Genomic DNA, 22,776 nt, shown 5'->3' on the forward strand with positions numbered 1-22,776 from the left:
TGGATTTCAGGCATAGCGACGCAGCCGCATCGCGAAGTCTTGCAGCGCCTTGATACCGCTCTGCTCTGCGCGATGGCACCAGTCCTGCAATTGCACCAGCAATTGCTCGCGCGACGCGTTGGAGCGCTCCCACATTGCCGCCAGTTCGTTGCGCATGTCGATGTAGGTCTTCAGCTTCTGGCTGTTCGCGAAAATCTGCGGCAGCTGGAGCTTCTGCGGCTCGTTCAGGCCCGCCTCTTCCTTGTGGAACCAGCTGCGCGCACCACGCATCACCTGATACTTTTCGCGCGCGCCGACTTCCTTCAGATGCGCGAGCTCCTGGCGGTATGCGCGCTTGATCGCTTTCGCGTAACGCGCCATCACTTCGTAGCGGTTCGCGAGCACGGCCTGCAGCGTGTCCTGATCGAGCACGAGCTTGCCGGTGGTCAGCCGCGGCGTCGGTGCGACCTTCTTCACTTTGGCCAGACGAAACGCCTGCATGATGCGGATGTACATCCAGCCAATGTCGAACTCGTACCACTTGTTCGACAGCTTCGCCGACGTCGCATACGTGTGGTGATTGTTATGCAGCTCTTCGCCACCGATGATGATGCCCCACGGGAAAATGTTGGTGCTCGCATCCGACGAATTGAAGTTGCGATAGCCCCAGAAGTGCGCGAGGCCGTTGACCACGCCCGCGGCCCAGAAAGGGATCCACACCATCTGCACGGCCCAGATGGTCAGGCCGACGACGCCGAACAGCGCGACGTTGATCACCATCATGAGGCTCACGCCAAGAATCGGGTACTTCGTGTAGACGTTGCGCTCCATCCAGTCGTTCGGTGTACCGTGACTGAACTTGCGCATCGTTTCTTCGTTTTTCGCTTCGGTGCGATAGAGCTCGGCGCCTTCGAGCAGCACCTTCCAGATGCCGCGCGTCTGCGGGCTGTGCGGATCCTCTTCGGTCTCGCATTTCGCGTGGTGCTTGCGGTGAATCGCGGCCCACTGGCCGGTCAGCATGCCGGTGCTCATCCACAGCCAGAAGCGGAAAAAATGACTGGCGATCGGGTGCAGATCCAGCGCGCGATGCGCCTGGCAGCGATGCAGATAGACGGTCACGCCGATAATCGTGATGTGCGTCACGATCAGCGTGTACACGACGAGTTGCCACCACGAGAAACGCAGCAGCCCGTGGGCAAGGAAATCGAGCAAAGAATTCAACAAGGTAAGTTACCTGCAGAACGAGAGATACGAAGCACACGCGGCGCGCGTGTCATGAAAGTGAAAGCATACAGCGGGATAGGACGATATTCTACTTGAACGGTTCCAAGTGTTTGTAACAAATAGGGATTTTTTGTGCGCAATCAAGTCGATAGCGGTTGCCTGGGCACTGGCGCATGCCTTGCCGCGGCGCGAAATGGGGCTTAACGGCCGTCGTTGGCGGCACGGTTGGCGGGCCTGAGCGCGGGATCGGACGCGTGGTGTCGGAAACCGGATCGGTCATCGCCACCGGGTGCGGCATTGCGCCGCTTGCCTGACCGACGATGCGTACCTCGCGTTGCGGGAGCGCAATAGTGATGCCGTGCTCGGAAAAGAGACGCCAGATATTGCAGTTGACGGTTGAGAGCACGCCACGTGCCGCTCACCGCATCTTCGATCCAGAAACCCCAACTCGAGATTGATGCCGTCCCGGCCAAAGCCGACCAGAAATGGCGTCGGCCCCGGTTCGCGCAACACCCGCGGCACGTCGGCGGCGGCCTGGGCGAGCAGCGTCATCGCCGGCTCGACGTCGGATGTGTAGGCGATCTGCACGGCCGCCCGCGCATAGCCGCGGGTCAGATACGACGACTGGTTCTGCACGACGTCGGTGATCAGCTTTTCGTTCGGAATCAGCGTCTCGATGCCGTCGAGTCCGCGCACCACGGTATAGCGTGTGCGGATCTGCGTGACGCGGCCCTGCAGCCCGCTCACGTTGATCGTGTCGCCGATCCGCAACGAGCGATCGAGAAGGATGATGAAGCCCGATACATAGTTGCTCGCGATCTTCTGCATGCCGAAGCCGATCCCGAAGCTGAGCACGCCGCCGAACACGCCGAGCACCGTGATGTCGATGCCGACGATCGACAGGCTGATCAGGATCGCCGCCAGCACGAAGGCGGCTCGGCCGACGCGCGCGACCACGACCTTCAGATTCGCGTCGAGCGTCTTCGAGCGCATCAGGCGATCTTCGAATGACGAGCCGGGCCACATCGCGACGATCAACGTGACAGCGACCCGCAACAGCCCCGTGATCAGCGACAGCAGCGTCATATGCGCATTACCGACGCCAAAGCTCACGCTGTCCATCCACGCGATCACGGCGTTCTGAATGCCCAACAGCGTGAGTACCATGCCGATCCACACGACCACCGACACGATCTTCTCGACGAGAAACAGCCACGGATGCTCGCCACCTTCGCGGTTGAACACCCGCCGAAGAAGAACACGATGTATATCAGCCCAATGCCGGCGAGCGGCGCCAGCGCCAGATCGAGCAGCGCGGTGTCCATGAACTGGCCGGCGATCGCCCGCGCGAGCCACACCAGTGCCGCGCCGATCAGCGGAAAAGCCGCCCGGTCGAGGCTTTCCATGCCGAAACGCAGGCTCTCGTAGCGCGTCGATTGCGGCCGCTTGATGCGGCGGCGCAGCGTCCGCGCGAGCAGCCACGCGACGAGCAGCGTCGCAAGCAGGATCGCGACCTGCCACAGCATCACGCGCTGACCGAAGTCGCGCGCGATGTCGCTGAACATGTGGGTAAAGTCGTATGCATGGATGTCGCCGGAATGGCTGGCGCGCGCGGTTTCATCCGCCAATCCGCGCGCCGGCCTGCAGCCGGTTGCCTAGCTCTGGCGCTCGAGCACGGCGGCGAAAAAGCCGTCGGTCGCGTGGCGGTGCGGCCACAGCGACAGGTAGTCGCCCATCTCCAGCTCGATACGCTGCTCGGCAAGGACGTCGCGCACCGGCACCAGCGCGAAATCAGGGTGATCGGCGAGGAACTGCTGCACCACCGCCTCGTTTTCGGCTTCGAGAATCGAGCACGTAGCATAGACGAGCCGGCCGCCCTTCTTCACGAGACGCGCCGCGCTCGTGAGAATCGACGCCTGCTTCGGTGCCAGCTCGGCGATCGACTCCGGCGACTGGCGCCACTTCAGATCCGGGTTGCGGCGCAGCGTCCCGAGGCCGCTGCACGGTGCATCGACGAGCACGCGGTCGATCTTGCCAGCCAGACGCTTGATCTTCGCGTCGTGTTCGCTGTCGATCAGCACCGGGTTCACGTTCGACAGGCCGCTGCGCGCGAGACGCGGCTTCAGCTTCGCGAGACGCCGCTCGGAGATATCGAACGCGTAGAGCCGGCCGGTCGAGCGCATTGCCGCGCCGAGCGCCAGGGTCTTGCCGCCAGCGCCCGCACAGAAATCGACGATCATCTCGCCGCGCCGAGGCGCGACCACCGAGCACAGCAGCTGGCTGCCCTCGTCCTGCACTTCGAGCCAGCCCTGCTGGAACGCGTCGAGCTTGGTGAGCGCCGGCTTGCCGACCACGCGCACCCCGAGCGGCGCGAACGGCGTCGCGCCCGCCTCGATGCCCGCCTTCGACAGCGCACCCAGCACGTCGTCGCGGCTCGCCTTGATCGGGTTCGCGCGCAGATCGAGCGGCGCCGGGTAGTTCAGCGCGGCGGCCAGCTGCGCGAGCTCGGCGGCCTCGAAGCGCGAGCTGAGCGCCTGGCTGATCCAGTCGGGCAGGTTCAGGCGAATCCGCAGTGGCAGGCTTTCCGGGTCGATCTTCGCCACGTGTTCGAGCCACGTCGCCTCGGCCTCGGTGACGAACGGCTTGAGCGCCGAGCGTCCGGCCGTCTGCATCAGGCCCAGCAGCGCCATGCGGCGCGCGGGGCTGCCAGTGCCGCTTTCGGCCAGATGCGCGAACTCCATCCGGCGGCGCAGCACGGCGAACACCGCCTCGGCGATCACGCCGCGCTCGGCGTGCCCGAGCTTCGGATGCGCGCGGAAGAAGCGGCTCGTGGTGGCGTCGGCGGGGCCGTTCAGCCGCAGCACTTCGGCCAGCAGCGTTTCAGTTTGTCCAATCAGGAAACCATGCAATCTCATGCGCCCTCTCCGGCGGTGTGACCGGCAAAGAGCCATTGCGGCTCCGACGGCGTAAGCGTGACGCGCGAGCCGTCCAGAGCGAGACGCCCTTCGACGAACCAGCGCACCGCGCGTGGATAAATGATGTGCTCGGTGGCGAGCACGCGTGCGGCGAGCGACTGTGCGGTATCGCCCGCCTCGACAGGCACCGCCGACTGCAAGACGATCGGCCCGTGATCCAGCTTTGATGTGACAAAATGCACCGACGCACCGTGGAACCGCACGCCGGCGTCGAGCGCCTGCTGATGGGTCTTCAGACCCGGAAAGCTCGGCAGCAATGACGGGTGCACGTTCAGCATGCGCGCTGCGTAGTGGTCGACGAAGCGCTCGGTCAGCACGCGCATGAAGCCCGCGAGCACGACGAGGTCCGGCGCGATGGCGTCGATCTGCTCGGCGAGTGCCGCGTCGAAGCTGTCGCGATCCGGAAACTGGCGGTGGTCGACCACCGCCGTGGCGATGCCATGCGACGCCGCGAACGCGAGCCCCGCGGCATCGGGACGGTTGGCAATCACGGCGGCGACCCGCGCCGGCCAGCCCTCGCTCGCGCAGGCGCGCACGATGGCTTCCATGTTGCTACCCCGCCCGGAAATCAGGATGACGAGTTTTTTCATGCGCGGATTTTATCATTCGGCAATCGCCGGACCGCGACCGCGCAGCCGTCTGTTGCGCCAAGCGTTTATAATCGATTGTTTTGTGGCACCCCGCCCGCGCCCCTATTGCAATCGCAGCAACGCCTGCAACCCACTATCGTGAGAGTCTTCCGCGGCCTTCCCAATGCCGAGAGCCGCGCGCCGTGCGCGCTGACCATCGGCAACTTCGACGGTGTCCACCGCGGCCACCAGGCTCTGCTCGCCCACGTGCGCGCGGCCGCGACCGCGCGTGGCCTGCCCGTCTGCGTGATGACCTTCGAGCCGCACCCGCGCGAGTTCTTCAACCCGGCCGGCGCGCCGCCGCGCATCGCGATGCTGCGCGACAAGCTCGAGGCGCTGCGCACCAACGGGGTCGACCGGGTCGTCGTCGAGCACTTCAATCACACGTTCGCGAGCCAGTCGCCAGATGCGTTCGTCGAGCGGATCATCGTCAACGGCTTGCACGCGCGCTGGATCATGATCGGCGACGACTTCCGCTACGGCGCGAAGCGCGCCGGCGATTTCGCGTCGCTGCGGACGGCCGGCAAGCAGTACGGTTTCGAAGTCGAACAGATGGCGACGGTCGCCGATCCGTCGGGCGCGCGCATCTCGAGCTCGGGCGTACGCGCGGCGCTGGTCGCGGGCGACCTCGACTCGGCGCGCGCAGCGCTCGGCCGCGACTATCTGATCAGCGGCCACGTCACCCATGGCATGAAGCTCGGCCGCGATCTCGGCTTTCCGACGCTCAATCTGCCGATCGCGCACAAGCGTCCGGCACTGGCCGGCATCTTCGTCGTACAGGTGCACGGCATCGCCGAGCAACCGCTGCCGGGCGTCGCGAGCCTCGGCCTGCGCCCCACCGTCGACGATTCCGGCCGTGTGCTGCTCGAAGTGCACCTGCTCGATTGGCACGGCGACGCGTATGGCAAACTCGTGCGCGTCGAATTTCTGAAGAAGCTGCGCGACGAGGAGAAGTTCGTCGATCTCGAAACGCTGACCGCTGCGATCGCGCGCGACGTCGCCAATGCGCGCGCATGGTTCGCTGCGGTCGGCGCCGGCACGCCGGGCAGCCGTTCCACCGGTTTCGCCACCTCGGCCACCGACCGAATTAGATAACCACCGCGGTTCGGGCCGGCGCGGCGCGCCGCACGAACCGTCGCCGCGCGCATCGAAGGGCGTCCGGGCTTCACGCGGAGCCGCCTGCCGGGCGCGTCCCACGCTCCTCGCGCAGCGCGCAATCCGCGCGCCGCTACGCATAGAAACGAATTCACCGCCACCCACATCATGAGCAACAAGAAAGCTGATTCGAAACCGCAGTCCCGCTACCCGGTCAACCTGCTCGACACACCGTTCCCGATGCGCGGCGACCTGCCCAAGCGCGAGCCGCAATGGGTCAAGGACTGGCAGGAACGCAAGGTGTACGACAAGATCCGCGCCGCCTCCAGGGGCCGCACGAAGTTCATCCTGCACGACGGCCCGCCGTATGCGAACGGCGACATCCACCTCGGTCACGCGGTGAACAAAATCCTGAAGGACATGATCGTCAAGGCGCGCAATCTGGCGGGCTTCGACGCGGTCTACGTGCCGGGCTGGGACTGTCACGGCATGCCGATCGAAATCCAGATCGAAAAGCAGTTCGGCAAGTCGCTGCCGGCGGCCGAAGTGATGCAGAAGGCGCGCGCCTACGCGACCGAGCAGATCGAGAAGCAGAAGGCGGGCTTCCGCCGTCTGGGCGTGCTCGGCGACTGGGACAATCCGTACAAGACGATGAACTTCGCGAATGAAGCCGGCGAAATCCGCGCGCTCGCGAAGATCATGGAAAAGGGCTACGTATTCCGCGGCCTGAAGCCGGTCAACTGGTGTTTCGACTGCGGCTCGGCGCTCGCCGAAGCGGAAGTCGAGTACAAGGACAAGACCGATCCGACCATCGACGTGCTGTTCAGCTTCGCCGAACCGGAAAAGACCGCGCAGGCGTTCGGCCTCGCCGCGCTGCCGCGCAACGAAGGCGGCATCGTGATCTGGACCACCACGCCGTGGACCATCCCCGCCAACCAGGCGCTGAACCTGCATCCGGAACTCGTCTACGCGCTCGTCGACACGCCGCGCGGCCTGCTGATCCTCGCCGAGGAACGCGTCGAGGCGTGCCTGAAGCTGTACGGCCTCGAAGGCACGGTCGTCGCGACGACGCCGGGCGAAAAGCTCGTGAACCTGCGCTTCAACCACCCGCTCGCGTCCGCGCATCCGGGCTACAAGCGCACCGCGCCGGTCTACCTCGGCGACTACGTGACGACCGAAACCGGCACCGGCATCGTGCACTCGTCGCCGGCGTACGGCGTGGAAGACTTCGTGTCGTGCAAGGCGCATGGCATGGCCGACTCGGACATCATCAACCCGGTGATGGGCGACGGCCGCTACATCGAGTCGCTCGCGCTGTTCGGCGGCCTGTCGATCTGGGCGGCCAATCCGCAGATCGTCGAGGCGCTGCAAGGCGCCGGCTCGCTGCTGCGCACCGAAAAGTACACGCACAGCTACATGCACTGCTGGCGCCACAAGACGCCGATCATCTACCGCGCCACTTCGCAGTGGTTCGCCGGCATGGACGTGAAGCCCAACGACGGCGACAAGACGCTGCGCGAGACCGCACTCGAAGGCATCGAGAACACGGCGTTCTATCCGTCGTGGGGCAAGCAGCGCCTCTTCAGCATGATCGCGAACCGCCCGGACTGGACGCTGTCGCGGCAGCGCCAGTGGGGCGTGCCAATGGCGTTCTTCGTGCACAAGGAAACCGGCGAGCTGCATCCGCGCACGCTGGAGTTGCTCGAACAGGTCGCGCAGCGCGTCGAGAAGGAAGGCATCGAGGCATGGCAGACGGTCGATCCGCGAGAGCTGATCGGCGAGGACGCCAACCTGTACGAAAAGAACCGCGACACGCTCGACGTTTGGTTCGATTCGGGCACCACGCACTGGCACGTGCTGCGCGGCTCGCACAAGGACGAGCTGCAGTTTCCGGCCGACCTGTACCTCGAAGGCTCGGACCAGCATCGCGGCTGGTTCCATTCGTCGCTGTTGACCGCATCGATGCTCGACGGCCGCCCGCCCTACAACGCGCTGCTCACGCACGGCTTCACCGTCGACGGCGAAGGCCGCAAGATGAGCAAGTCGCTCGGCAACGGCATCGATCCGCATGAAGTCGCAAACCGCCTCGGCGCGGAAATCATCCGCATGTGGATCGCGTCGACCGACTACTCGGGCGAGCTCGCGATCTCCGAGGAAATCCTGAAGCGCGTGACGGAAGGCTATCGCCGCATCCGCAATACGCTGCGCTTCCTGCTCGCGAACCTGTCGGACTTCGACTTCGCGCAGCATGCGCGTCCGGTCGAAGACTGGCTCGAAATCGACCGTTACGCGGTGACGCTGTCGGCGAATCTGCAGAACGATATCCTCGCGCACTACGAGAAGTACGAGTTCCACCCGGTCGTCGCCAAGTTGCAGACGTTCTGCTCGGAAGACCTGGGCGGCTTCTACCTCGACGTGCTGAAGGACCGCCTCTACACGAGCGCGGCGGATTCGGTTGCCCGCCGCTCGGCGCAGACCGCGCTCTACCACATCGCGCACGGCCTCCTGCGCGTGATGGCGCCGTTCCTGTCGTTCACCGCGGAAGAAGCGTGGAAGGTGTTCCAGCCCAATAGCGAGACGATCTTCACCGAGACGTACCACGCGTACCCGGCCGTGCCGGACGCGGGCGCGCTGCTCGACAAGTGGACGCTGCTGCGCGCGGTGCGCGGCGACGTGACCAAGGCGCTCGAAGAGGCGCGGGTCGCGAACCTGATCGGCTCGTCGCTGCAGGCGGAAGTCGAAATCCGCGCGAGCGGCGCGCGTTACGACGCACTCGCGAGCCTCGGCGACGACCTGAAGTTCGTGCTGATCACGTCGGCGGCGAACGTCGTCAAGGTCGACAGCGAAGCCGATGAAGGCGTCGAAGTGATCGCGTCGAAGTACCTGAAGTGCGAGCGCTGCTGGCACTACCGCGCGGACGTCGGCGCAAACGCCGAGCATCCGTCGCTGTGCGGCCGCTGCTTCAGCAACCTGTTCGGCAGTGGCGAATCGAGGAGCGCGGCATAATGGCGAGAACCATGTCGAAAACGCGCACCGGAAGCAGTTCGCTCGCACCCTGGCTCGGCATCGCGCTGATCGTCATCCTGTTCGACCAGCTGACGAAAATCGCCGTGCGCAAGGTGTTCGCCTACGGTGTGCCGCACGAGGTCACGCCGTTCTTCAACCTGATTCTCGTGTTCAACCGCGGCGCCGCGTTCAGCTTCCTCGCGATGGCGGGCGGCTGGCAGCGCTGGGCATTCACCGCGCTCGGCGTGGTCGCGGCGCTCGTGATCTGCTATCTGCTCAAGCGGCATAGCGGGCAGAAAATGTTCTGCACGGCGCTCGCGCTGATTCTCGGCGGCGCGCTCGGCAATGTGATCGACCGGCTCGCGTACGGCCACGTGATCGACTTCCTCGATTTCCACGTGGGCGGCTGGCACTGGCCGGCGTTCAATCTCGCCGACAGCGCGATCACGATCGGCGCGATCCTGCTCGTGATCGACGAGCTGCGGCGGGTACGCGGCACACGCTAACGTCGCCGACGTGATGCACGGTCGCGGCTGCGCGAGCCGTGCCTCAGGTCCGGTTTGAAGCGCGCGGCGACGACGGGCAACGCCCTCGCGCCGCCGCGCGATCACGCTTTGTCGGAGGCTTTCGTTGGCAACCGCAGAACTCGCAGGCAAACACCTCGTCCTCGGCATGACGGGCGGCATCGCCTGCTACAAGATCGCCGAACTCACGCGTCTGCTCACCAAGGCAGGCGCGACCGTGCAGGTCGTCATGACCGAAGCGGCCACCCAGTTCATTACCCCCGTCACGATGCAGGCGCTGTCGGGGCGGCCGGTCTTCACGAGCCAGTGGGACGGTCGCGTGCCGAACAACATGGCGCACATCGATCTATCGCGCGAAGCCGATGTGATCGTGATCGCGCCGGCGTCGACCGACTTCCTCGCCAAGCTCGCGCACGGCATGGCCGACGATCTGCTGTCGACGCTGTGCATCGCACGCGACTGCCCGCTGCTCGTCGTGCCGGCGATGAACCGGCAGATGTGGCAGAACCCGGCCACGCAACGCAACGTCGCGCAACTGCGCGCGGACGGCGTCGAGGTGCTCGGCCCCGATTCGGGCCCGCAGGCCTGCGGCGAAATCGGCGATGGGCGCATGCTCGAAGCGGCCGCGACCTACGAGGCGGTCGCGTCGTTCTTCGCGCCGAAAATCCTGTCCGGCCGGCGCGTGCTGCTGACCGCCGGGCCGACCTTCGAACCGCTCGACCCGGTGCGCGGCATCACCAATCGTTCGAGCGGCAAGATGGGCTTCGCGCTCGCGCGCGCCGCGCAGCAGGCCGGCGCCGGCGTGCATCTGGTGGCCGGTCCGGTCGCGCTGGAAACGCCGTGGGGCGTCTTGCGCGAGGACGTGCAGACCGCGCAGCAGATGCACGACGCGGTGATGCGTGCGGTCGCGGAGGCGGACATTTTCATCGGCGTCGCGGCGGTGGCCGACTGGCGCGTCGACCACGTCAGCGATCAGAAGATCAAGAAGACCGCCGAGCACGCGCTGCCGAGCTTTTCATTCGTCGAGAATCCAGACATCCTCGCCGCGGTCGCCGGGCTGCCGAAGCCGCCGTTCGCGGTCGGCTTCGCCGCCGAAAGCGACAACCTCGAAGTCCACGGCGAGGAAAAGCGCGCCCGCAAGAACGTGCCGCTGCTGATCGGCAATCTGGGGCCGCAAACGTTCGGGCTCGACGACAACGAAGTGATTCTGTTCGAAGCAGGCCGCGCGACGAAGCTGCCACGCGCCGACAAGCAGACGCTGGCGCGCGCGCTGATCGCGGAAATCGCGAAGCGTCTGCCGCCCGGCATCAGTCCGGTTGGCTGAACGAGCGAGCGGCCGTGGGCCCGTGTGACCCTGCCATCTTTGCGCGGTTAGCCGACCGGAATCACCTGGAGCACTACTGCCATGACGCTACTCTCCGTGCTCGATCAAACACCGGTGATCGCCGGCCATTCGGTGGCGGACGCGATCGCCGCGACCGTCGAACTCGCGCAACTCGCCGACGACCTCGGCTACACGCGCTACTGGTGCGCCGAGCACCACGGCCTGCGCGGCGTGTCGAATCCCTGCCCTGAAGTGATGCTGGCGCGCCTCGGCAGCGTGACCAAACGCATTCGCATCGGCTCGGGCGGCATCATGCTGCCGTATTACAGCCCGTTCAAGGTCGCCGAGCAGTTCATGATGCTCGAGGCGCTGTTTCCGAATCGCGTCGATCTCGGCGTCGGACGCGCGCCGGGTGGCGACATGCGCACCGCGCAGGCGGTCGCCGCCGGCGCTTACAATCGCGGCGAGCATTTTCCGCAGCAGGTCGCCGAGTTGCTCGGCCTCATGCACGGCGCGCTGCCCGACGATCATCTCGCGCAGGGCGTGCTGCTGCAGCCGCAGATCGATACGCGCCCGCAGCTGTGGATGCTCGGCTCGAGCGACTTCGGCGGTTTGCTCGCGGCGCAGCTCGGCATCCGCTTTTCGTTCGCGCATTTCATCAACGCGCATTTCGGCAAACAGGTCGCGCTGGCGTATCGCGAGCGCTTCCAGCCTGGCAACGACGCGTCGCGGCCGTATCTGGCGGCTGCGGTCTTCGTGATCTGCGCGGATACCGAGCAGGAAGCCGCGGACCTCGAAAAAGCCGTCGATCTGCGTCGCGTGCAGATGGCGTATGGTCTGAACGAACCGATACCCTCGATCGAGCAAGGCATCGCGCAGGAATATGGCGAGCGCGAACAGCTCGTGATCGACCGCGAAAAGCCGCGCACCATCATCGGCACGGCTGAGCGCGTGACCGAACGGCTCACGGATTTACAGCAGCAGTTCCAGGCCGACGAGCTGATGGTGCTGACCGTCGCCGGCAGCTATCGTGCGCGCTTGCGCTCCTACGAACTGCTCGCCGACGCGTTTCAGCTCGGCTCGAACCAGGCGGCTTGATCGCAAAGGCGTTGCCAGTCAGCCGCGTGCCCTTCACCAATCTCACCCCCAAACTATCGAACCTGAATGAAACTCGACCTGAAGATTCTCGATCAGCGCATGCGTGAACAGCTCCCCGCTTACGCGACGACCGGTAGCGCCGGCCTCGATCTGCGCGCCTGCCTCGACGAACCGCTGACGCTGAAACCCGGCGAAACCGCGCTGGTGCCGACCGGACTCGCGATCCACGTCGGCGACCCCGGTTATGCGGCGTTGATTCTGCCGCGCTCGGGTCTCGGCCATAAGCATGGGATCGTGCTCGGCAATCTGGTCGGCCTGATCGATTCCGATTACCAGGGCCAACTGATGATCTCGACGTGGAATCGCGGCGAGACGACATTCGTGCTGAATCCGATGGAACGCCTCGCGCAGCTGGTGATCGTGCCCGTCGTGCAGGCCGGGTTCAATATCGTCGATGACTTCGGGGAAAGCGTGCGCGGCGCGGGCGGGTTTGGTAGCACCGGCAAGCATTGATCGATTGCTGCGACGCGGCGGCTGGCGCCTTCAGCGCACGCCGTGAGAAAAACCAGAGCATAAAAAAACGGCGCGGGATAAAACCCGCGCCGTTCTGCCTTTGGTGTCCGGCCAGCTCAACGCAACGTCGGCCTGACTGACATCACTCGACTTCCACCGCCTCCGGATTCGGATTGCGCGGCGCCGGATGCTCGTCGAAGGTCAACTGCACCTTGTCGTCGGCATCGACGTCGACCGTCACGCGGCCGCCGTTCATCAGCTTGCCGAACAGCAGCTCGTCGGCGAGCGCGCGACGGATCGTGTCCTGGATCAGGCGCTGCATTGGCCGCGCGCCCATCAGCGGATCGAAACCGTGCTTCGCCAGATGCTTGCGCAGCGCATCGGTGAACAGCGCATCGACCTTTTTCTCGTGCAGTTGATCTTCCAGCTGCATCAGGAATTTGTCGACCACGCGCATGATGATTTCCTCATCGAGCGAACGGAAGCTGATCGTCGCGTCCAGACGGTTGCGGAACTCCGGCGTGAACATGCGCTTGATGTCGACCATCTCGTCGCCCGCCTCGCGGCGGTTCGTGAAGCCGATCACCGACTTGCCCATCGCCTCGGCGCCCGCGTTCGTCGTCATGATGATGATGACGTTGCGGAAGTCCGCCTTACGCCCGTTGTTGTCCGTCAGCGTGCCGTGGTCCATCACCTGCAGCAGCACGTTGAAGATGTCCGGATGCGCCTTTTCGATTTCGTCGAGCAGCAGCACGCAATGCGGCTTCTTCGTGATCGCCTCGGTCAGCAGGCCACCCTGGTCGAAACCGACGTAGCCCGGCGGCGCGCCGATCAGCCGGCTCACCGCGTGACGCTCCATGTACTCCGACATGTCGAAGCGGATCAGCTCGATGCCGAGCGTGAACGCGAGCTGCTTCGCGACCTCGGTCTTGCCGACGCCGGTCGGACCCGAGAACAGGAATGCGCCGATCGGCTTGTCGAGCTTGCCGAGGCCCGCGCGCGCCATCTTGATCGCGGCCGACAGTGCGTCGATAGCCGGATCTTGACCAAACACGACGCTCTTCAGATCGCGGTCGAGCGTCTGCAGCTTGCTGCGATCGTCCTGCGACACGCTTTGCGCCGGCACGCGCGCGATCTTCGAGATGATTTCCTCGATCTCGTTCTTGCCGATCGTCTTCTTCTGCTTCGACTTCGGCAGAATGCGCTGCGCCGCGCCCGCTTCGTCGATCACGTCGATCGCCTTGTCCGGCAAATGACGATCGGTGATGAAGCGCGCCGACAACTCAGCCGCCGCCGACAGCGCACCCGACGAATACTTGACGCCGTGGTGCTCTTCGAAGCGCGACTTCAACCCGCGCAGGATCGCGACCGTCTGCTCGACGGTCGGCTCGGTCACGTCGATCTTCTGGAAACGACGCGACAGCGCCGCGTCCTTTTCGAAGATGCCGCGATATTCGGTGAACGTGGTTGCGCCGATGCACTTCAGCGTGCCCGACGAGAGCGCCGGTTTCAGCAGGTTCGACGCGTCCAGCGTGCCGCCCGACGCGGCGCCCGCGCCGATCAGCGTATGGATTTCGTCGATGAAGAGAATGGCGTGCGGACGCTCCTTCAGTTCCTTCAGCACCGTCTTCAGACGCTGCTCGAAGTCGCCGCGATACTTGGTGCCCGCGAGCAGCGCGCCCATGTCGAGCGAATACACCTGGGCATCGGCCAGGATGTCCGGCACTTCGCCGCGCGTGATGCGCCATGCGAGCCCTTCGGCGATCGCGGTCTTGCCGACACCGGCCTCGCCGACCAGCAGCGGATTGTTCTTGCGGCGGCGACACAGCACCTGCACCACACGCTCGACTTCCGACTCACGTCCGATCAGTGGATCGATGCGGCCGTCCTTCGCCATCTGGTTCAGGTTCTGCGTGAACTGGGCGAGCGGCGTTTCCTTCTGCGCGGCGGCTTCGTCGGACTCGGCATTCGCGTCGCTCGCCTTCGCGGCGTCCGAACTGCTCGTCTTGGCGATGCCGTGCGAGATGAAATTGACTACGTCCAGACGCGTGACGCCCTGCTGCTGCAGGTAGTACACCGCATGCGAGTCCTTCTCGCCGAAGATCGCGACCAGCACGTTCGCGCCGGTCACTTCCTTCTTGCCGTTCGAGGTGGACTGCACATGCATGATCGCGCGCTGGATCACACGCTGGAAACCGAGCGTGGGCTGCGTGTCGACGTCGTCCGTGCCCGGCACGGTCGGCGTGTTGTCATGAATGAAGTTGCGCAGGTTCTGGCGCAGATCCTCGATATTGGCCGCGCATGCGCGCAGTACCTCTGCCGCCGTCGGGTTATCCAACAGCGCGAGCAAAAGATGTTCGACCGTTATGAACTCGTGCCTTGCCTGGCGCGCTTCCATGAACGCCATATGCAGGCTGACTTCCAGTTCCTGGGCAATCATGCTTCCTCCATCACACACTGCAGCGGATGCCCGGCCTGCCGTGCGTGGGTAACGACTTGCTCGACTTTGGTCGACGCGATGTCCCGCGTATAGACCCCACAAACTCCCCTGCCCTCGCGATGCACCTTCAACATGACCTGCGTTGCGGTTTCACGATCCTTATTGAAATATTCCTGCACGATCATCACGACAAATTCCATCGGCGTGAAGTCGTCATTCAGCAGCACCACCTTGTACATGGACGGCGGCTTGAGTTTCTGCTCCTGCCGCTCCAGTACGGTGCCGTCCTGCTTGTCCGGGATAATCGCCATACACCCATTCTAAACAACTAGGACAGGCCCGCAATCCTGTCAGAACCCGGCCGCCCGGCCGATGAGCCCGTTCGCTGCCACCCGGCGGTCACGACGCTGTCATGTTCGGCCTGGCCTGCGCGTTTTCGACGGGCCGATTGCGGTGCCGGCCCCGATCCTGTCATGCGCGGCGCGTGCTGCACCGCGGTCGGATCGAGTATCGCACAACCTGCCGGTACTGGCTGCGAGCGCTCGCCGCGCTGGGCGTCGGCGCCGCGGGCACAGTCAGCATGTGAGTGGATTATGCGACTTTTCAAGCCACGCCGCTTGCGCCACCGCACATACGGAAGCGGTAAAAACCCTGGAAAGCGGCCTGTTTGCAACGCGACAACGACGTCTCAAAATTTTCTTGACACTCGAATAAAGAGCCCCAACAATCAAGCTGGCACTTTTTTCACTAAGCCATAATTTCGAAAAAATGCCGATGGTGAGCTTGTGAGGAGGGAACGACTGCCTCGCGTGGTCGTGGCTTTTCGAGGGCTCGTGGTAGTGACATGAGTTACAGGGGAAGTTGGCATGGCAACTGGTACGGTCAAATGGTTTAACGACGCAAAGGGTTTCGGATTCATCACGCCTGACGAGGGCGGCGAGGATCTGTTTGCACACTTCTCGGCCATCCAGATGAATGGCTTCAAGACGCTGAAGGAAGGCCAGAAGGTCACCTTCGAAGTCGTGCAAGGCCCGAAAGGCAAGCAGGCATCGAACATTCAGGCGCCAGCCTGAAACGTTTCGATACCCGTCCTTTTTGAAACCCGGCTCCGCGCCGGGTTTCTTTTTTGCGGCAGCTTTCTATTGCAACGGATTTTCCGGCCGGAAAGCCACGCGAAAATTCCGGGTAAAAAAATACCCCGGCCGTTTGCTGGCGCCGGGTTTTTATGCGAACCGCATAATCCCGGCGTGTCAATTACATATTTTCGATCATCACTTGCCCAAATGCCGAGCACGACACCTGGGTCGCGCCTTCCATCAGGCGGGCAAAATCGTAAGTAACGCGTTTTTGCAGGATCGATTTTTCCATCGAGCTGATTATCAGATCCGCCGCCTCGAACCAGCCTAGGTGGCGCAGCATCATTTCCGCTGACAGGATTTCCGAGCCGGGATTCACGTAATCCTTGCCCGCGTATTTCGGCGCCGTGCCGTGCGTCGCTTCGAACATCGCAACCGAATCCGACAGGTTCGCGCCCGGCGCGATTCCGATTCCGCCGACCTGCGCGGCGAGCGCGTCCGAGATGTAGTCGCCGTTCAGGTTCAGCGTGGCGATCACGTCGTATTCGGCCGGGCGCAGCAGGATCTGCTGCAGGAACGCGTCGGCAATCACGTCCTTCACGACGACGTCGCCGCCGGTCTTCGGATTCCTGACTTTCATCCATGGACCGCCGTCGATCAGCTCCGCGTTGAACTCCTTCTGCGCGAGCGCGTAGCCGTAGTCGCGAAACGCGCCTTCGGTGTACTTCATGATGTTGCCCTTGTGCACCAGCGTGACCGAGCGGCGTTCATTGTCGATCGCGTACTGGATCGCCTTGCGCACCAGACGCTCGGTACCTTCGCGCGACACCGGCTTGATGCCGATACCCGACGAATCCGGAAAGCGGATCTTCTTCACGCCCATTTCTTCGCGCAAGAACTTGATGATCTTCTTCGCCTGTTCGGATTCAGCCGGCCATTCGATGCCCGCGTAGATGTCTTCCGAGTTCTCGCGGAAGATCACCATGTTGGTCTTCTCGGGCTCGCGCACCGGCGAGGGCACGCCCTTCAAATATCGCACCGGGCGCAGGCACACATAGAGGTCCAGTTGCTGGCGCAACGCGACGTTCAGCGAGCGGATGCCGCCCCCGACTGGCGTGGTGAGCGGCCCCTTGATCGACACGATGTATTCCTTGACCGCCTGCAGCGTTTCGTCCGGCAGCCATACGTCCGGGCCGTACACCCGGGTCGCCTTCTCGCCCGCGTAGATTTCCATCCAGTGGATTTTCTTCTTGCCGCCGTACGCCTTCTCGACCGCCGCATCCACGACCTTGAGCATGACCGGCGTGATGTCCAGACCAGTGCCGTCGCCTTCGATGTATGGGATGATCGGCTCGTCGGAAACGTTGAGCGAGAAGTCGGCGTTGACGGTGATCTTATCGCCACCTGTCGGAATCTTGATGTGCTGATACGGCATGATCGGACTCCAGTGAAAGCTGTGCAAAAGCTGATGGGAGACTGCGAAAGAGACGCCCTCGCCGCGCAATGCCGAACCGCCGCGAGCGGCCTGGCCGCTATTCTAGCCCACGTCCCACGCGCGACGCGGCCGCCCCTCGCTCCGGGTTTTCCAACATAGACGGCCTCTCGAACGCGCCACGCTCCTCTATAAGATAGAAGAATCTGCGTCCCGGTTTATGCATTATCATCGCGCCGTATCGCTCTGCCGTATCGCTCTCCTATGCGCCTTCTCGCCCTCAACAAGCCGTTCGGCACCATCTGTCAATTTTCGCCACACGAGACGCGGACGTCGCTTGCCGACTGGGTCAGGCTACCCGGCGTCTATCCGGCCGGCCGGCTCGACTCCGATAGCGAAGGCCTGCTGCTGCTCACCGACGACGGCGCGCTGCAGGCGCGCATCGCCGAGCCGCGTCACAAGCTCGTCAAACGCTATTGGGCGCAAGTCGAAGGCGCGCTCGACGACGCCGCGTTGAAAAAGCTCGCGCGCGGCGTCGATCTCGGCGACTACGTGACACGCCCATGTCAGGCGAGCTATGTTGAACCGTCCAGCTCGCTGTGGGCGCGCACGCCGCCGATCCGCCATCGCGCCGCGATCCCGACCACATGGATCGAGCTGTCGATCACCGAAGGCAAGAACCGTCAGGTGCGTCGCATGACGGCGGCGGTGGGTTTTCCGACGTTGCGTCTCGTGCGCGTCGGCATCGGTGCGCTTGACATTTTTTCACTCGGACTGCAACCTGGACAGAGCACGGAGTTGCGAGCGAACGCGCCATGGGATGGCGTCGCCTGAACATGATTTGACGATTGTTCGTTCATCGCCGCAACACCGCGTGCCGAACTCACGCACGCGCGAATCAGCCTGGACGTGCTCACTCCAAACCCGTTTCACGGCTGTGACAATCAAGCTAACTCGTTGTAGCAACACGCAAAATAATGCGTGAAACGCAGGCCCGAAATGCGTGAAACAAGTGGGCTCGCCGCGAGCCTGCGCCACGCGGTTTGATCGCGTGTCATCACGATCAAAATTTCCGCGCAATTCGCGTCAACCGCCGTACAACTCCACGCGTTATCCGACGCAGATGCCGCCGAAGCTATCCGGCATTCAGCCTTAAAGACATTTGCATACGCCGTTTTCGCGGCGAGTACGAAAGTCCGAACGCTAGCAGACGCGTCGAAAAATTTGTTCGATGCGGCTGTCAACCGAAAGGTGGATGGCACGTTTACCGACATGACTCTACATATGCCGGGTCATTTGGTTAATTAACTCAAGCTGAGGATTCACAAAATGAACAAACTGATCGCCGCTCTGGTCGCTGGCCTCTTCGCAACGGCAGCATTCGCACAAGCATCGGCACCGGAAGCAGCTTCGGCAGCTCCGGCAGCAGCAGCTTCGTCGGCAAAGAAGACCACCAAGCACGCTCACAAGAAGTCGCACAAGAAGGCAGCAGCTGCAGCTTCGGCAGCTTCGGAGTAAGTTGCTTGTAAAAACGCAGTAAAGAACTAGCTTCATTGCCGTTCTTACGGCGTTGTAAGGCAGATCACCGCAAGGCGATCTGCCTTTTTGTTTTTGACGCGCTCGCGTAACATGCGCGAGTCAATTTCAGCAAGGAGTCTTGCCGTGCGATTTTCCATGCGCTCGTCGATGGCGCGTTTCGCCATTGCCGTGGCACTGCCGCTCGCGGCGCTGTCGTTCGTCGTCACCACGGCTCCCGCCCAGGCGCAGCAGATGCCGCCGGGCGCCAAGCAGCCGAGCGAGTTTCCGCGCGTCAAGCTGACCGCTGGCATGTTCGTGATCGACGCGGCCGTCGCCGCCAACGACGCGGACCGCGAACAGGGCTTGATGTATCGCACGAAGCTCGCGCCGAACGAAGGGATGCTGTTCGTGTTCAACGAGAACGCGGGCCACTGCTTCTGGATGAAGAACACGCTGATCCCGCTGTCGATCGCATTCATGCGCGCCGACGGCACGATCACCGACATCGACGAGATGCAGGCCGAGACCACCAACAACCACTGCCCGACGCACAACGGCGTGTTCGCGCTGGAAATGCCCAAGGGCTGGTTCTCGGCGAAGGGCATCAAGCCGGGCATGCAGGTCCAGGGCTTACCGCCGGTGCCGGGTATCACGCAGTAAGACCCTCACCGCCGGGCCGCGTGTCCGTGCAGCCCCGTAAATGGCCCCGGAGCGGCCTCTGAGCGGGGCACCGTCCGCCACGCTGTCCTGCGAAAAGCCGGCGTCTCAACCCGAGGCGCCGGCTTTTTTTCGCCCGCTCAGCCCCGCGCCACCAGCCTTCGCGCCGACTGGCAGGATTCATGCAAAAGACCAATCGACGCGCTATCCTTGTAATCTCGATAAGGTAACGCCAGATAAAGCACCACTCAGACTCCCCGGGCGGCCCACGCGGTCGCCCGGCATGCGTTTCAGGCGCGCCATTGCGCCATTACAAGGAGATTCACGTGCCCCGCAAGACTCCCATCGAGCGCTACCGGAATATCGGCATCAGCGCTCACATCGATGCCGGCAAAACCACCACCACCGAACGGATCCTGTTCTACACCGGCGTGACCCACAAGATCGGCGAGGTTCACGACGGTGCGGCGACGATGGACTGGATGGAACAGGAGCAGGAGCGCGGCATCACGATCACGTCGGCGGCCACGACCGCGTTCTGGAAAGGCATGGCCGGCAACTATCCCGAGCATCGGATCAACATCATCGACACCCCCGGGCACGTCGACTTCACGATCGAAGTCGAGCGCTCGATGCGCGTGCTCGACGGCGCCTGCATGGTGTACGACTCGGTCGGCGGCGTGCAGCCGCAATCGGAAACCGTGTGGCGCCAGGCGAACAAGTACAAGGTGCCGCGCATCGCATTCGTCAACAAGATGGACCGCGTCGGCGCGGACTTCTTCCGCGTGCAGCGGCAGATCGGCGATCGTCTGAAGGGGGTCGCCGTGCCGATCCAGATTCCGATCGGCGCGGAAGAGCACTTCCAGGGCGTGGTCGACCTCGTCAAGATGAAGGCGATCTACTGGGACGACGACAGCCAGGGCATCAAGTTCGAGTACCGCGACATCCCGGCTGAACTCGCGGCCACCGCGAAGGAATGGCACGACAAGATGGTCGAGGCCGCGGCCGAGGCGAACGAGGAACTGCTCGAGAAGTACCTCGGCGGCGAACCGCTGAGCGAAGCCGAAATCAAGCACGGCATCCGCGCGCGCACGATCGCCAACCAGATCGTGCCGATGTTGTGCGGCAGCGCGTTCAAGAACAAGGGCGTGCAGGCGATGCTCGACGCGGTGATCGACTATCTGCCGTCGCCGGTCGACGTGCCCGCGATCACCGGTCACGACGAGCACGACAAGGAAATCGAGCGTCATCCCAACGACGACGATCCGTTCTCGGCGCTCGCCTTCAAGATCATGACCGACCCGTTCGTCGGTCAGCTGATCTTCTTCCGTGTGTACTCGGGCGTCGTCAACTCGGGCGACACGGTCTACAACGCGGTCAAGGAAAAGAAGGAACGCCTCGGCCGGATCCTGCAGATGCACGCGAACGAGCGCAAGGAAATCAAGGAGGTCTACGCGGGCGACATCGCCGCGGCCGTCGGTCTGAAGGAAGCGACCACCGGCGACACGCTCTGCGATCCTAACCATGTGATCATCCTTGAAAAGATGATCTTCCCGGACCCGGTGATCTCGCAGGCCGTCGAACCGAAGACCAAGGCCGACCAGGAAAAGATGGGCATCGCGCTGAACCGTCTCGCGCAGGAAGACCCGTCGTTCCGTGTGCAGACCGATGAGGAATCCGGACAGACGATCATCTCCGGCATGGGCGAGCTGCACCTCGAAATTCTGGTCGACCGGATGAAGCGCGAGTTCGGCGTGGAAGCGACCGTCGGCAAGCCGCAGGTCGCGTATCGCGAAACCGTGCGCAACAAGGTCGAGGACGTCGAAGGCAAGTTCGTCAAGCAGTCGGGCGGCCGCGGTCAGTATGGCCACGCGGTGATCGCGCTCGAGCCGAGCGAACAGGGCAAGGGCTACCAGTTCGTCGACGCGATCAAGGGCGGCGTGATCCCACGCGAATTCATCCCCGCCGTCGACAAGGGCATCCAGGAAACGCTGAAAGCCGGCGTGCTCGCGGGCTATCCGGTCGTAGACGTGAAGGTCACGCTGACCTTCGGTTCGTACCACGACGTCGACTCGAACGAAAACGCGTTCCGCATGGCCGGCTCGATAGCGTTCAAGGAAGCGATGCGCAAGGCGAAGCCCATCCTGCTCGAACCGATGATGGCCGTGGAGGTGGAAACGCCCGAGGACTTCATGGGCAACGTGATGGGCGACCTGTCGAGCCGACGCGGCATGGTGCAGGGCATGGAAGACATCGCGGGCGGCGGCGGCAAGCTGGTGCGCGCGGAGGTGCCGCTCGCCGAGATGTTCGGCTATTCGACGTCGCTGCGCTCGGCCACCCAGGGCCGCGCGACCTACACGATGGAGTTCAAGCATTACGCCGAGACGCCGAGCAATGTCGCCGAGGCCGTGATCAACGCGAAGAAGCAATGACGCTGACGCGGCGGCGTTGAGCGCGACAAGCCGAAGCCCGCTCCGTGTGAGCGGGCTTTTTTTATGGCGCCGTTTGCATCGTCGAGCCACGCACCCGTTTTTTGAACGTGCCAGAATGTCGATCAGCCATGCGGCACGCCCCTGAATCGTAAGACCGAAGCGAACGACTCGAACGCGGCACGCCAGCCGAGGAGGAGACACGATGAGCCAGGATCACGAACATCCGCATTACCGGGCCGAGCACGAAGCCGCCGAACCCAGCCAGCAGATCGACTGGCGCGAACACGGCGTGAAGGTCATCCGCGGCGATCAGCTCGACACCAACACCGCGCAAACGCCGGGCATGAACCGCGCGGCCGCGATCAACGCGGCGCGCGTCGGCGCGCAGAAAATCTGGGCCGGCACCGTGACGATCCATCCGAATGCGAAGACCGGCGCGCATCATCATGGCGCGCTCGAAAGCGTGATCTACGTTGTGCGCGGCCAGGCGCGCATGCGCTGGGGCGAGCATCTGGAATTCACCGCCGAGGCCGGTCCCGGCGACTTCATCTTCGTGCCGCCCTATGTGCCGCATCAGGAGATCAACGCGAGCACCGACGAGCCGCTCGAATGCGTGCTCGTGCGCAGCGACAATGAAGCGGTCGTCGTCAATTTGAACATCGACGCGGTGGAGCAGCCGGAAACGGTCTACTGGGTCGATCCGATCCACAAGCATCCGCACGATCACTAGGGTCTGTTTACATATGGAACGCACGTGCGAATGCCCGCTATCGGCCGTCCCCCAAGGGGACTTCCTTCGGGGCGCAGGGCAAGGAGTAAGGAGCGCTGCGTGGCCGCGCCACGTGAGCGACGCA

The 22,776-nt window shown here is 63.7% G+C and carries 18 protein-coding genes and 1 pseudogene; 12 read left to right on the top strand and 7 right to left on the bottom strand.

Annotation, left to right across the window (positions count from 1 at the left end):
* Nucleotides 1-6 precede the first annotated feature (6 nt).
* The 4 genes and pseudogenes from F6X39_RS28620 to purN all read right to left on the bottom strand — a co-directional run bounded on the left by F6X39_RS28620 (nt 7) and on the right by purN (nt 4,768).
* Entirely contained in the window at nt 7-1,203 is a 1,197-nt protein-coding gene (locus F6X39_RS28620) for an acyl-CoA desaturase (protein ID WP_187619046.1), read from the bottom strand.
* A 200-nt stretch (nt 1,204-1,403) separates the two neighbouring features.
* Nucleotides 1,404-2,768: pseudogene (locus F6X39_RS28625) on the bottom strand (mechanosensitive ion channel family protein).
* Nucleotides 2,769-2,858: 90 nt separating this feature from the next.
* Nucleotides 2,859-4,118, bottom strand: coding sequence for an RsmB/NOP family class I SAM-dependent RNA methyltransferase (locus F6X39_RS28630; RefSeq protein ID WP_187619047.1), 1,260 nt, complete (start codon nt 4,116-4,118; stop codon nt 2,859-2,861).
* On the bottom strand, nt 4,115-4,768 hold the full coding sequence (purN, locus tag F6X39_RS28635; protein ID WP_187619048.1) for a phosphoribosylglycinamide formyltransferase: 654 nt from the start codon (nt 4,766-4,768) through the stop codon (nt 4,115-4,117). The genes F6X39_RS28630 and purN overlap by 4 nt, the downstream gene beginning before the upstream one ends.
* A 138-nt stretch (nt 4,769-4,906) precedes the next feature.
* Between purN and F6X39_RS28640 the strand changes: the two genes are divergently transcribed.
* From F6X39_RS28640 to dut, 6 genes are all read left to right on the top strand, one after another.
* Nucleotides 4,907-5,902 (top strand): bifunctional riboflavin kinase/FAD synthetase, encoded by a 996-nt coding sequence (locus F6X39_RS28640; protein WP_187619049.1) that lies wholly within the window; start codon nt 4,907-4,909, stop codon nt 5,900-5,902.
* 168 nt (nt 5,903-6,070) lie between these two features.
* Complete coding sequence (ileS, locus tag F6X39_RS28645) at nt 6,071-8,908, top strand: isoleucine--tRNA ligase (RefSeq protein WP_187619050.1); 2,838 nt, start codon at nt 6,071-6,073, stop codon at nt 8,906-8,908.
* Nucleotides 8,908-9,414 (top strand): signal peptidase II, encoded by a 507-nt coding sequence (gene lspA, locus F6X39_RS28650; protein WP_090801573.1) that lies wholly within the window; start codon nt 8,908-8,910, stop codon nt 9,412-9,414. The genes ileS and lspA overlap by 1 nt, the downstream gene beginning before the upstream one ends.
* 124 nt (nt 9,415-9,538) lie before the next feature.
* Nucleotides 9,539-10,756, top strand: coding sequence for a bifunctional phosphopantothenoylcysteine decarboxylase/phosphopantothenate--cysteine ligase CoaBC (coaBC, locus tag F6X39_RS28655; RefSeq protein ID WP_187619051.1), 1,218 nt, complete (start codon nt 9,539-9,541; stop codon nt 10,754-10,756).
* Nucleotides 10,757-10,837: 81 nt separating this feature from the next.
* On the top strand, nt 10,838-11,854 hold the full coding sequence (locus F6X39_RS28660) for an LLM class flavin-dependent oxidoreductase (RefSeq protein WP_187619052.1): 1,017 nt from the start codon (nt 10,838-10,840) through the stop codon (nt 11,852-11,854).
* 66 nt (nt 11,855-11,920) lie between these two features.
* Entirely contained in the window at nt 11,921-12,367 is a 447-nt protein-coding gene (gene dut, locus F6X39_RS28665; protein ID WP_187619053.1) for a dUTP diphosphatase, read from the top strand.
* A 142-nt stretch (nt 12,368-12,509) separates the two neighbouring features.
* On the opposite strand, the gene clpA is transcribed toward dut, so the two are convergent.
* The gene (gene clpA, locus F6X39_RS28670; protein ID WP_090801577.1) at nt 12,510-14,807 is read right to left on the bottom strand and encodes an ATP-dependent Clp protease ATP-binding subunit ClpA; all 2,298 of its coding nucleotides are present in this window, start codon (nt 14,805-14,807) and stop codon (nt 12,510-12,512) included.
* Complete coding sequence (gene clpS, locus F6X39_RS28675) at nt 14,804-15,118, bottom strand: ATP-dependent Clp protease adapter ClpS (protein ID WP_008919570.1); 315 nt, start codon at nt 15,116-15,118, stop codon at nt 14,804-14,806. Before clpS ends, clpA begins: the two co-directional genes overlap by 4 nt.
* Nucleotides 15,119-15,673: 555 nt before the next feature.
* Between clpS and F6X39_RS28680 the strand changes: the two genes are divergently transcribed.
* Nucleotides 15,674-15,880 carry a cold-shock protein gene (locus F6X39_RS28680; protein ID WP_007180614.1) on the top strand — a complete coding sequence of 69 codons (207 nt, stop codon included), beginning with the start codon at nt 15,674-15,676 and terminating at the stop codon, nt 15,878-15,880.
* Nucleotides 15,881-16,061: 181 nt separating this feature from the next.
* Here the strand turns inward: F6X39_RS28680 and icd are convergent, their stop codons facing one another.
* On the bottom strand, nt 16,062-17,318 hold the full coding sequence (icd, locus tag F6X39_RS28685) for an NADP-dependent isocitrate dehydrogenase (RefSeq protein WP_187619054.1): 1,257 nt from the start codon (nt 17,316-17,318) through the stop codon (nt 16,062-16,064).
* Nucleotides 17,319-17,579: 261 nt separating this feature from the next.
* Here icd and F6X39_RS28690 point away from each other — a divergent pair, with 261 nt between their 5' ends.
* The 5 genes from F6X39_RS28690 (at nt 17,580) to F6X39_RS28710 (ending at nt 22,652) form a co-directional block, all read left to right on the top strand.
* Nucleotides 17,580-18,149 (top strand): pseudouridine synthase, encoded by a 570-nt coding sequence (locus F6X39_RS28690; RefSeq protein WP_187619055.1) that lies wholly within the window; start codon nt 17,580-17,582, stop codon nt 18,147-18,149.
* A gap of 495 nt (nt 18,150-18,644) precedes the next feature.
* A complete protein-coding gene (locus F6X39_RS28695) occupies nt 18,645-18,833 on the top strand; it encodes a hypothetical protein (RefSeq protein ID WP_018421598.1) in 189 nt (62 codons plus the stop codon).
* A gap of 144 nt (nt 18,834-18,977) precedes the next feature.
* Nucleotides 18,978-19,493 (top strand): DUF192 domain-containing protein, encoded by a 516-nt coding sequence (locus F6X39_RS28700; RefSeq protein WP_176078905.1) that lies wholly within the window; start codon nt 18,978-18,980, stop codon nt 19,491-19,493.
* Nucleotides 19,494-19,816: 323 nt separating this feature from the next.
* Nucleotides 19,817-21,922: an elongation factor G gene (fusA, locus tag F6X39_RS28705; RefSeq protein WP_187619056.1), complete on the top strand. Its 2,106-nt coding sequence runs from the start codon at nt 19,817-19,819 to the stop codon at nt 21,920-21,922.
* Nucleotides 21,923-22,124: 202 nt separating this feature from the next.
* Nucleotides 22,125-22,652, top strand: a complete 528-nt coding sequence (locus tag F6X39_RS28710) for a cupin domain-containing protein (RefSeq protein ID WP_184023118.1) — start codon at nt 22,125-22,127, stop codon at nt 22,650-22,652.
* Nucleotides 22,653-22,776 lie beyond the last annotated feature (124 nt).

Source organism: Paraburkholderia sp. UCT2, from assembly GCF_014397665.1.
GTDB classification, from domain to species: domain Bacteria; phylum Pseudomonadota; class Gammaproteobacteria; order Burkholderiales; family Burkholderiaceae; genus Paraburkholderia; species Paraburkholderia tuberum.